This window comes from Chitinophaga ginsengisoli, from assembly GCF_003014595.1.
In the GTDB taxonomy this organism is placed as follows: Bacteria; Bacteroidota; Bacteroidia; order Chitinophagales; family Chitinophagaceae; genus Chitinophaga; species Chitinophaga ginsengisoli.
Genome location: NZ_PYGK01000037.1, coordinates 1 through 3,371, shown reverse-complemented (window position 1 = coordinate 3,371; position 3,371 = coordinate 1). Strand labels below are relative to the sequence as shown.

The following is a 3,371-nucleotide window of genomic DNA, read 5'->3' as shown; positions in this document are numbered from 1 at the left end:
CATGACCTGTTTTTAAACTTTGTGAAGATGGTAACGCTGGTACACCAATACCAGCGTACCAAAGACAGCAAGGGGCGTCTGGTAGCAGAGATCAGTGATATAGAGCAGGCTATAAGTATTATGTTCGACAGTATCGTACTGAAAGTAGATGAGCTGGATGGTAGTCTTCGTCAGTTCTATGAACAGTTAAAGGATTACCTGCGTAGTCAATATGGTCAGCATTACAATCAGGCAGAGTTTAGCTTACGTGAAATCCGTCAGGGCTTAAAGATCAGTAAAACGCAGTTGTTCCGTTATGCGAATGACCTGACCCGGTTAGAATATATCCGTCCCTGTGGCGGCCACGTTAATAAAGGGTTTATTTATAAGATAGTATACTGGGACAACTATCAGGGGTTAAGAGACCGCATCAAAACCCACCTATCCACTCAAATAACGGCTATCAAAACAGCTAGTCCTTCAGAAGTTGGAACGCTACGGAACGCTAGTGGAACGCTGGAACCTGCGTAAATACTGGAAGAAGTGCCTTGTGTTCCGTGTTCCAGAAAAATGCTCAAGGGGGTTAAAAAGTATATCTAAGATCATAGTGGTACCATGCATCATTATCCTACACTTTTTAAGCAATACTTACAACAGAGCGGTTATAGTACTACAACCCAGAACATGTTACCTGGTTGTGTACGGGACTTTTTGCAATATGGGCGTTTTAAGGGCCTGACAGAAGTTACCCCGATAGTTATCCTTGATTTTTACGAATGGCTGCATATACGGCCTCTAAAGCGGGGAGAAGGAGCACTCAGTGCGATGATGATCAGCCATTATGTATATGCATTGAAAGTGTTCTTTAGCTGGCAGGAGGCCAGTGGAGGCATCAGCTATAACCCGATGAGTGGGTTAAAGTTCCGCAGAGGTGAGCGTAACAGCCGTGAAGCGCTGGGACGGGATGAAATAACGGCTTTGTTTAGTGCAGCGCCCAGCATCCGGGAGCGGGTGATGTTACACCTGTTTTATAGCTGTGGTCTTCGTCGTAGTGAGGCAGTGAAGTTAAGCATCCGTGATGTACAAGCCAGGCACCGGTTATTGTATGTACGTTCAGGCAAAGGAGCGAGCCGTCGTGTGATCCCGTTGACGGGTAAGGTAGCAGGGGAGTTGACCACCTACCTGGAACAGTGGCGTAAAGGCAGGGATAGTGATAAGAGCGCCTTTATGCTGAACCGTGTAGGTAAGGCAATGAGTGGCGTGAGTTATAATCATTTACTGAAAGGTGTGGTCAGACGTGCGGGTTTATGGGAGGGGATCACACCACATTACCTGCGTCACAGTATAGCTACCCATCTGCTACAGGGTGGTATGAGCCTTGAATATGTGCGGGACTTTTTAGGTCACCGACACCTGGAAGCGACGCAGATCTATGCAAAGGTAGGCGCCCATCAATTACAACAATTATGACATTAGAACAGTATCTACAACAGCAATACACCCCATCTACAGCGGCGTCCTATGCCCGCGAAATCAGCATCTTTTTATCCGGTTACCCCGATGCCTCTACCGCCGTCTATAAGGACTTAATGGGGTATATAGGCGTCCTTCGTCATCACTACCGCAACAGCCATACCTTAAACCGGATTGTGAGCAGCATCAAAGCCTATTATGATTACCTGTGTTATACGGGGCAGCGCTCGGATCATCCTGCACGGGGGATTAAACTGCGTGACAGGCGAAGCCGAGACATCCAGCTGCAGGACCTGTTCAGCAGTAGTGAGCTGGAACAGTTACTGGAGCGCAAAGAGCGTTTTAGCGTACTTGCTTTACGCAATAAGGTGTTAATGAGCTTATTGATCTACCAGGGCTTACAGGTGGGCGAACTGGCAGCATTACATGTGCAGGATGTGTTACTGGAAAGCGGCTCAGTATATGTCCAGCGCACTGCCATAACTAATAGCCGCACACTGGCCCTAAAGCCGTTACAGGTAGGTTGGTTAAGCAGTTACCTACAGGAAGTGCGCCCTGTGTTATTAGGCGGCCAGGAAAGTGAGTTGCTACTAATCGGCCAGCGAGGTAAAGGCATGCATGGGGAAGACATCAGTAAGCATATAAAACGCAGTTATGCAGGTCTGTTCCGGGGGCGGGATGTGAGTGCGCAGCGCATCCGTCAGAGTGTGATCGCCAACCTGTTTACACAGGGACACGATATAGGCGTGGTGCAGCAGTTCGCGGGTCATAAGTACCCATCAAGTACGGAGCGTTACCGTCAGGATGATGTAGGGCGTTTACAGGCAGCTATAGAGCTGTATCATCCGGTGAAATGAGTAGCAGTTCAAGGGGGTGATCTCTTCTTCTCCAGGTGATCTATGGTGATTATTGTGGCAGAATCGTGGCATTTTACTTTTTTAAAAATCTACATCGTTGCCTGTGGCTGTTTTTAGGGGACAGGTTCGAATCCTACTATCTCCGTAAACGTCTAATGTTGGTTGACTGTGCCAAAGCCTTCTACCATCAGTACGTGGCCTCCGTATTACTAGCGAACAGGAAAAGCGGTCTCACTCCGTCCTCGGGTCGTACAAAAACCTGCGCCAGGTTGCGCGCAAGTGTTCCGTATGCAAGGGGCCTATGCGCAACCTGTCACAGTTTTTGCGCCCCTTCGTCCTACGTTCGGGCAGCTCCCGGTCTGGCGGCTGCCCGCATTGGCTCTGCTACAGCCATCCCTACGCTGCCTCTCGTTAGTCCGCCACCTGCCTAGCCGCCACGGCCTTATCTTTTTGTCTTTGCTGTCCGCTTCGCTCCCAGCTGTTAACAAGGACTAGGCGCGGCTAGCTGCGGCTCCGTGCTTCGCTGCGCTACGCACTCCCGCCCCAGCAGCCGTGGCGTCATGGCGGTGGTGGCGGAGGATCGCTATTAGGCGGCAGATTATAACTGCCAGGCATTAGACCGCTGACCCACCAGCTGATGAAATGCCTGCGCGAACATGAGCAGTAGTACCCTGGTCAGCGTTAGTACTATCTTGCTTCCGTCGGCAGGATAGTGGATGCGATGAGCGTCAGTATAAGGGCTGTATGGCAGGATAAAGCCCATCCGTAGGATATATCCCTCAGCATTAGTAACGCATCCACTATCCCACCGACGTAGTGTTATTTTTTTCTTTCAGCTGAAAGGGCACATGAAAGAAAAAACAATATCTTAGGGCCAGTTCTTTGAGTAAAAAAGTGTGCGGGGCTGTGAGGTCCGTGGGGTAAAGTAGCGCAGGCGGTTATCGTTATGGGTTTAATGGGAAGGAGAATGATAATGAGGTGAAGGGAGAGGGGAACCAGCAGGATTATGGGATGCGGGTGTATGATCCAAGGTTAGGGAAGTTTTTGAGTGTGGATCCGTTG

4 protein-coding genes are annotated in these 3,371 nt (G+C 49.6%); 3 read left to right on the top strand and 1 reads right to left on the bottom strand.

Annotated elements, in window-relative coordinates; translation table 11 throughout:
* The 3 genes from CLV42_RS34100 to CLV42_RS33505 all read left to right on the top strand — a co-directional run.
* Window positions 1–510 (top strand): hypothetical protein (locus tag CLV42_RS34100; RefSeq protein ID WP_211303582.1); only part of this gene is annotated, 510 nt, incomplete at its 5' end.
* Between the two features lie 84 nt (window positions 511–594).
* Complete coding sequence (locus CLV42_RS33510) at window positions 595–1,449, top strand: tyrosine-type recombinase/integrase (protein WP_106606313.1); 855 nt, start codon at window positions 595–597, stop codon at window positions 1,447–1,449.
* Entirely contained in the window at window positions 1,446–2,309 is an 864-nt protein-coding gene (locus CLV42_RS33505; RefSeq protein WP_106606312.1) for a tyrosine-type recombinase/integrase, read from the top strand. The genes CLV42_RS33510 and CLV42_RS33505 overlap by 4 nt, the downstream gene beginning before the upstream one ends.
* A 598-nt stretch (window positions 2,310–2,907) precedes the next feature.
* On the opposite strand, the gene CLV42_RS34095 is transcribed toward CLV42_RS33505, so the two are convergent.
* Window positions 2,908–3,072, bottom strand: a complete 165-nt coding sequence (locus CLV42_RS34095; RefSeq protein WP_170117746.1) for a hypothetical protein — start codon at window positions 3,070–3,072, stop codon at window positions 2,908–2,910.
* Window positions 3,073–3,371: the final 299 nt, after the last annotated feature.

Coding starts and splice junctions, on each gene's coding strand:
- CLV42_RS33510 (WP_106606313.1), top strand. CDS start 595: ATGCATCATTATCCTACACTTTTTAAGCAATACTTACAACAGAGCGGT.
- CLV42_RS33505 (WP_106606312.1), top strand. CDS start 1,446: ATGACATTAGAACAGTATCTACAACAGCAATACACCCCATCTACAGCG.
- CLV42_RS34095 (WP_170117746.1), bottom strand. CDS start 3,072: ATGGGCTTTATCCTGCCATACAGCCCTTATACTGACGCTCATCGCATC.